This is a genomic window from Mitsuaria sp. TWR114 (genome assembly GCF_007997345.1).
The window spans coordinates 1-7,294 of sequence record NZ_VOSR01000208.1; the positions used below are offsets into that span (position 1 = coordinate 1).

At 64.9% G+C, this 7,294-nt stretch carries 6 protein-coding genes and 1 pseudogene; 4 read left to right on the top strand and 3 right to left on the bottom strand.

Annotation, left to right across the window (positions count from 1 at the left end):
* Together FUT87_RS09580 and FUT87_RS09585 are read right to left on the bottom strand one after the other, a co-directional pair.
* Positions 1-438 (bottom strand): paraslipin (locus FUT87_RS09580; RefSeq protein WP_147240885.1); only part of this gene is annotated, 438 nt, incomplete at its 3' end.
* A 56-nt stretch (positions 439-494) separates the two neighbouring features.
* Positions 495-926 carry an NfeD family protein gene (locus FUT87_RS09585; RefSeq protein ID WP_147240886.1) on the bottom strand — a complete coding sequence of 144 codons (432 nt, stop codon included), beginning with the start codon at positions 924-926 and terminating at the stop codon, positions 495-497.
* 241 nt (positions 927-1,167) lie between these two features.
* Between FUT87_RS09585 and FUT87_RS09590 the strand changes: the two genes are divergently transcribed.
* Complete coding sequence (locus FUT87_RS09590; protein WP_147240887.1) at positions 1,168-3,444, top strand: arginine/lysine/ornithine decarboxylase; 2,277 nt, start codon at positions 1,168-1,170, stop codon at positions 3,442-3,444.
* A gap of 167 nt (positions 3,445-3,611) precedes the next feature.
* Here FUT87_RS09590 and fabI read toward each other — a convergent pair whose 3' ends face one another.
* Positions 3,612-4,394, bottom strand: coding sequence for an enoyl-ACP reductase FabI (gene fabI / locus FUT87_RS09595; protein WP_147240888.1), 783 nt, complete (start codon positions 4,392-4,394; stop codon positions 3,612-3,614).
* A gap of 205 nt (positions 4,395-4,599) precedes the next feature.
* On the opposite strand from fabI, the pseudogene rimP reads away from it, so the two are divergent.
* The 3 genes and pseudogenes from rimP to FUT87_RS09610 form a co-directional block, all read left to right on the top strand.
* Positions 4,600-5,115, top strand: a pseudogene (gene rimP, locus FUT87_RS09600) (ribosome maturation factor RimP); the annotation flags it as partial.
* A 176-nt stretch (positions 5,116-5,291) separates the two neighbouring features.
* Entirely contained in the window at positions 5,292-6,770 is a 1,479-nt protein-coding gene (gene nusA / locus FUT87_RS09605; RefSeq protein WP_091732952.1) for a transcription termination factor NusA, read from the top strand.
* Positions 6,771-6,850: 80 nt separating this feature from the next.
* Positions 6,851-7,294: translation initiation factor IF-2 associated domain-containing protein (locus FUT87_RS09610; RefSeq protein WP_186830456.1), on the top strand; the 444-nt coding region annotated here is incomplete at its 3' end.

The following is a 7,294-nucleotide window of genomic DNA, read 5'->3' on the forward strand; positions in this document are numbered from 1 at the left end:
CGCCTCGTCCAGCGCCTGCACGACGGCGGCGTTGATCGCGTCGCGCTCCTCGAAGGTCCGGTCCAGCTCCATGCGGCCGATCACCGAGCGCAGCGTCGTCTGCGCCAGCTGCGTGATCGCGATGATGTAGTTGCTGGAGCCGTAGCTCGCGCGCATCGGGTCGGTGACCTGGAAGTACAGGATGCCGTCCACCGTCAGCTGGGTGTTGTCCTTGGTGATGCAGACCTGGCTGGGGACGTCCAGCGGGATCTCCTTGAGCGAATGCTTGTAGGCCAGGCGATCGATGAAGGGCACCAGGATGTTCAGGCCGGGCGTCAGCGTGCCGTGGTACTTGCCCAGGCGCTCGACCACCCAGGCGTTCTGTTGCGGGACGACCTTCACCGACTGCACGACGAAGACGATGGCGACGACCAGTACGACCAATGCGACGATTTCCATGAGCGGGACTCCTCCTCCGGAGATGTGGAACGGGAAACAGAAAGAGAAAAGGGCGATCAGGCGGCGTCAACGAGCAGGCAGCTGCCCTCGACCGCGCGGATCACATGGCGCCCGCTGTGCGGCGCGCCCGCGCCGACGAAGCGCGCCTGCCAGGCCGCGCCGCGGTAACGGACCTCGGCGGTGCCGTCCGCGCGCCAGAGCGCGACGTCCAGGCTCTGGCCGATGTCGAGGTTCACATTGGGGTTCTCGCCGGCAGGCGCGCGCGGATGGCGTCTCAGGCGCAGGTGCCACCAGGTCACCGCGCCGCCGCCCACAGCGGCGGCCACCACCAGCTGCAGCCAGAACGGTCCGCCGACGTGCGCCATCAGCGCCGCGGCCGCCGCGCCCAAGGCCAGCATCAATAAGTAGAAGGTCGTTCCGCTGGCGAGCTCCGCCGCCACCAGTCCGCCACAGATCACCCACCACCAGGTGGCGACACTCCAATCCATCCCATCCTCCTCGTTGTCCGGGCGATCCATGGTTCGCCCGGTCCTTGTGTGCCGGGGCAGTGTACGCCTCGGTCCTCCTGGCGCTTCACGTCCTTTCGGGGGCCTGAAGCCGGCAGTTGGCGGCCATTGACAACCTGGCCGTTCTGTTTCTGCGACAACCCGGGATCAACACTTGCGTGACACGGCTGACGCCCTACACTTCGCGCCTTTCTTGTTTGACCTGCCCCGATCCGGAGGCCTCATGACGCCGCGTTTCCGCTTTCCCATCGTCATCATCGACGAGGACTATCGCTCCGAGAACACCTCGGGTTTGGGCATCCGCGCCCTGGCGGAAGCCATTCAGAAGGAAGGCTTCGAGGTGCTGGGCGCCACCAGCTACGGTGACCTCAGCCAGTTCGCGCAGCAGCAGAGCCGCGCCAGCGCCTTCATCCTGTCGATCGACGACGAGGAGTTCTCCGGCAACGGCGACGGCGGCGAGCTCGATCCGGCGGTCCTGAACCTGCGCAAGTTCATCCAGGAGATCCGCTTCAAGAATGCGGACATCCCCATCTACGTGTATGGCGAGACGCGCACTTCGCAGCACCTGCCCAACGACGTGCTGCGCGAGCTGCACGGCTTCATCCACATGTTCGAGGACACGCCCGAGTTCGTGGCGCGTCACATCATCCGCGAGGCCAAGAGCTACCTCGACGGCCTGGCGCCGCCGTTCTTCAAGGCGCTGATGGACTACGCGCAGGACGGCTCCTACTCGTGGCACTGCCCGGGGCACTCCGGCGGCGTGGCTTTCCTGAAGAGCCCGGTCGGCCAGATGTTCCACCAGTTCTTCGGCGAGAACATGCTGCGTGCTGACGTCTGCAACGCGGTCGAGGAACTCGGCCAACTGCTGGACCACACCGGCCCGGTCGCCGAGAGCGAGAAGAACGCCGCCCGCATCTTCAATGCGGACCACTGCTTCTTCGTCACCAACGGCACCTCGACCTCCAACAAGATGGTGTGGCACCACACCGTGGCGCCGGGCGACGTGGTCGTGGTGGACCGCAACTGCCACAAGTCCATCCTGCACAGCATCATCATGACCGGCGCGGTGCCGGTCTTCATGACGCCCACGCGCAACCACTACGGCATCATCGGCCCCATCCCGGAGAGCGAGTTCTCGCCCGAGACCATCCGCAAGAAGATCGCGAAGAATCCGCTGCTCAAGGGCGTGGATCCGAAGAAGGTCAAGCCGCGGATCATGACGCTGACGCAGAGCACCTATGACGGTGTGCTCTACAACACCGAGACCATCAAGTCCAAACTGGACGGCTGGATCGACACGCTGCACTTCGACGAAGCTTGGCTGCCGCACGCGGCCTTCCACAACTTCTACGGCTCGTATCACGCGATGGGCAAGCATCGCCCGCGCCCGAAGACCGCGATGGTCTACGCCACGCAGTCGACCCACAAGCTGCTGGCCGGCATCTCGCAGGCGTCGCAGGTGCTGGTGCAAGATTCGCAGAACGTGAAGCTGGACAAGCATCTGTTCAACGAGGCGTATCTGATGCACACCTCGACCAGCCCGCAGTACTCGATCATCGCCAGCTGCGACGTCGCGGCCGCGATGATGGAGCCCCCGGGCGGCACGGCGCTGGTGGAAGAATCCATCCTCGAGGCGCTGGACTTCCGCCGCGCGATGCGCAAGGTCGAGAAGGACTACGGCAAGGACTGGTGGTTCAAGGTCTGGGGGCCGGACAAGCTCGCCGCCGACGGCATCGGCAAGGCCGCGGACTGGATGCTCAAGGCCAACGAGAAGTGGCATGGCTTCGGTCCGATCGAGGCCGGCTTCAACATGCTGGACCCGATCAAGTCCACGGTGATCACGCCCGGCTTGGACATGAGCGGCAAGTTCGCCAAGACCGGCATCCCGGCCAGCATCGTCACCAAGTTCCTGGCCGAGCACGGCGTGGTGGTGGAGAAGACGGGCCTGTACTCGTTCTTCATCATGTTCACCATCGGCATCACCAAGGGCCGCTGGAACACGCTGCTGACCGCGCTGCAGCAGTTCAAGGACGACTACGACAGGAACGCGCCGATCTGGCGCATCCTGCCGGACTTCGTGGCCGCCTTCCCGCGCTATGAGCGCATGGGGCTGCGCGACCTGTGCCAGAGCGTGCACGAGGCCTACGCGTCCGGCGACATCGCGCGCCTGACGACCGAGGTCTACCTGTCCGACCTCGAGCCGGCGATGAAGCCGTCCGACGCGTATGCGCACATCGCGCATCGCAAGACGGAACGCGTCGAGATCGACAAGCTGGAAGGCCGCGTCACCACCGCACTGCTGACGCCTTATCCGCCCGGCATCCCGCTGCTGATCCCGGGTGAGCGCTTCAACAAGCGGATCGTGGACTACCTGAAGTTCACCAGAGACTTCAACGCGAAGTTCCCGGGTTTCGCGACCGATGTCCATGGACTGGTCGCGGAAAAGGGCGCGGATGGGGTGACTAGGTATTACGTGGATTGCGTGGTGGACGCGAAATGAAGAACGGGACCCATCTGGGTCCCGTTTTTACTTTCACGTCCGGCGCGCTTGGCCGCTGGAGCATGGGGCCCTGGCGGCAAGCGCCAGAACCCCAAGCACCACCGTCCCTGATCCACCGAGGTGATCGGCGGGTGGGGCGGGGTGTGCGTGAGGGTGCGTGAGAGGCGTTACTCCGTGCCGGCCATCGCGCCGTGGCTGAAGCCGCCGTCGACGTAGATGATTTCCGAGCTCACGCCGGCGGCCAGGTCGGACAGCAGGAAGGCCGCCGTGTTGCCGACATCCTCGATCGTGACGTTGCGCTTGATGGCGGCGCTGTCGGCGAACTGCTTCAGCAACTTGCCGAAATCCTTGATGCCGGAAGCGGCCAGCGTCTTGATCGGGCCCGCCGAGATGCCGTTCACCCGGATGCCCTTGGCGCCCAGGCCGTAGGCCAGGTAACGCACGCTGGCTTCCAGCGAGGCCTTGGCCAGGCCCATCGTGTTGTAGTTCGGCACGAAACGCTCGGCGCCCAGGTAGGACAGCGTCAGCAGCGCAGCGCCAGGACGCAGCCGGCTTTGCGCCGCCTTGGCCATCGCCGGGAAGCTGTAGGCCGAAATATCGTGCGCGATACGGAAGTTCTCGCGGGTCATGCCATCCAGGAATTCACCGGCGATCGCCTCGCGCGGGGCGAAACCGATCGAGTGGACAAACCCGTCGAATTCCGGCCAGTGCTGGCCCAGGTCCTCGAAGAGGCGCTCGATTTGGGCGTCGTCGCCCACGTCGCAGTCGAACACCAGGCTGGAGCCGAATTCGGCAGCGAACTCGGTGATGCGGTCCTTGAAGCGCTCGCCCACATAGCTGAAGGCCAGTTCAGCCCCTTCGCGGTGGCAGGCCTTGGCGATGCCGTAGGCAATCGAACGGTTGGACAGCACGCCCGTGATCAGCAGTCGCTTGCCGGCGAGAAATCCCATGTCTGCTCCTGGTATTCATAGATTCGAGGGAGGCCGGGATTCTCGCACGCCATGCCGTGAACGAAGCCACAGCCTTGTCGGCACGCTGTTTGCATAGTACACTTCGAGCTTCGCTGAAAAAGTGAACGGTGGGCGGATTCATCCAGCCCATTTTTTTTGGCTGTCCCTACGTGTCCCTACAGGATAGATACCGTCGTCGATGAATTTGAGCTGGCAAGCCGTTGTTGAAAAAACCGTGACCGGTCTGGGTTACGAGGTGGTGGGCTGCGAACGCAGCGCCGGGGGCTTGCTACGCGTGTTCATCGACAAGCCGCTCGTCGGCGGCCAGGAGCCGGAACAGCCGGTGAACGTCGAGGACTGCGAGCGCGTCACGCGCCAGTTGCGCTACGTGATGGAAGTCGAGGAAATCGACTACACGCGCCTGGAAGTGTCGACCCCCGGCCTCGATCGACCGCTGAACAATGCCGGCGACTACGCCCGGTTCCTCGGTCACGAAGTGGAAATCACCCTGCGCGAGGCTTTCCAGGGCCGCAAGAAGTACCGCGGCGTGCTGGTCGCGGCCGAAGGCGTCGCCGCGGAGGAAGACCCGGCCACGCTGGCCCAGCGCACCGACTGGCGGGTGATCTTCTCCGACGGCAAGACGGAGCAGGCGCTGGACTTCGCGCTGGATGAAGTGCGCTCGGCCAAGCTGGTGCCGGAGATCAATTTCAAGGGTCGCACGCCGGGCAAGGCGGGCGGCGCGGCCGCGGGCAAGTCCGCGGCGAAGAAAAACACGGGCTTGGCGCCCCAGGGATCCGAATCTGCTGACGGCGTGGCTGCGAAGCCCAAGGCGTCGAAGAAGAAGAGCAATGCCAAGTCCCGGCAGACGGATGACAAGGTTGACGGAGGTCTCGATCAATGAACCGCGAACTGTTGATGCTGGTGGACGCCATCTCGCGCGAGAAGAGCGTGGAGCGCGATGTGGTGTTCGGCGCCGTTGAGGCGGCGCTGGCTTCGGCCACCAAGAAGTTGTATGGCGGCGAGGTCGACATCCGTGTGGCCATCGACCGCGACACCGGCGAATACGAGACCTTCCGCCGCTGGCACGTGGTGCCCAACGAGGCCGGCCTGCAGAACCCGGATTCCGAGATCCTGCTGTTCGAAGCGCAGGAGCAGATCGCCGACATCGAGGTCGACGACCACATCGAGGAAGGCGTGGAGTCGGTGCCCATCGGCCGCATCGGCGCCCAGGCCGCCAAGCAGGTCATCCTGCAGAAGATCCGCGATGCCGAGCGCGAGCAGCTGCTCAACGACTTCATGTCGCGGGGCGAGCGCATCTTCGTCGGCACCGTCAAGCGCCTGGACAAGGGCGACATCATTGCCGAGTCGGGCCGTGTCGAAGGCCGCCTCAAGCGCAATGAAATGATCCCCAAGGAAAACCTGCGCACCGGCGACCGCGTCCGTGCGGTGATCCTGGGCGTCGATCCGACGCAGCGTGGTCCGCAGATCATGCTGTCGCGCTCCTCCGGCGAGTTCATGAAGGAACTCTTCGCGCAGGAAGTGCCCGAGATCGAGCAGGGCCTGCTGGAAATCAAGAGCTGCGCCCGCGACGCCGGCAGCCGCGCCAAGATCGCCGTGGTCTCGCACGACAAGCGCGTCGACCCGATCGGCACCTGCGTCGGCGTGCGCGGCTCGCGCGTCAACGGCGTGACCAACGAACTGGCCGGCGAGCGCGTGGACATCGTGCTCTGGTCCGAGGATCCGGCGCAGTTCGTGATCGGCGCGCTGGCGCCGGCCAACGTGCAGTCCATCGTCGTCGATGAGGAGCGCCACGCGATGGACGTGGTCGTCGACGAGGAGAACCTGGCGATCGCGATCGGCCGTGGCGGCCAGAACGTGCGCCTGGCCTCGGAGCTGACCGGCTGGAAGATCAACATCATGACCGCCGAGGAATCCGCCGCCAAGCAGGCCGAGGAATCCGACGTGGTGCGCAAGCTGTTCGTCGAGAAGCTGGACGTGGACGAGGAAGTCGCCGACATCCTGATCGCCGAAGGCTTCGCCTCGCTGGAAGAAGTCGCCTACGTCCCGATGCAGGAAATGCTCGAGATCGAGGCCTTCGACGAGGAAACCGTCAACGAGCTGCGCACCCGTGCCAAGGATGCCCTGCTGACGATGGAAATCGCCCGCGAGGAGAAGGTCGAGGAGGTCTCCCAGGACCTGCGCGACCTGGAAGGCATGACCCCGGAGCTGATCGCCAAGCTGGCGGCCGGCGACATCCACACCCGTGACGACCTGGCCGACCTGGCCGTCGACGAGTTGGTCGAGATTTCGTCCCTGGACGAGGCAGCGGCACGCGCTTTGATCATGAAGGCGCGCGAGCACTGGTTCAACGCATAACGCCCGAGCAGCCACGCTCTGAAGCGACTTCAAGCGAAACCAGACCGCTCCGCACCACACAAGATTTAAGGATTTCAACAATGGCCGTGACCACCGTCGCCCAGCTGGCCGCAGAGCTGAACAGGCCTGCGAGCACCCTGCTGGAGCAGCTCCAAGCTGCGGGCGTCAAGAAGGCGTCCGCCGAGGACACCCTGAACGAAAGCGACAAGGAACGCCTGCTGGACCACCTGCGCACCGCGCATGGCACCGGCGGCGCCGAGCGCAAGAAGATCACCCTGACCCGCAAGTCGACCAGCGAAATCAAGCAGGCCGATGCCTCGGGCAAGGCGCGCACAATCCAGGTCGAGGTGCGTAAGAAGCGCGTCTTCGTCAAGCGCGAGGACGGCGTCGATGACGCCGCCGCCGCTGCCGCCGAGGAAGCCGAGCTGAAGCGCCGCGAGGAAGAAGCGCAGGCGCAGGCCGAGGCGCTGCGCCAGCAGGAAGAAGAGCTGGCGCGCAAGATGCGCGAGCGCGAGGAAGCCGAA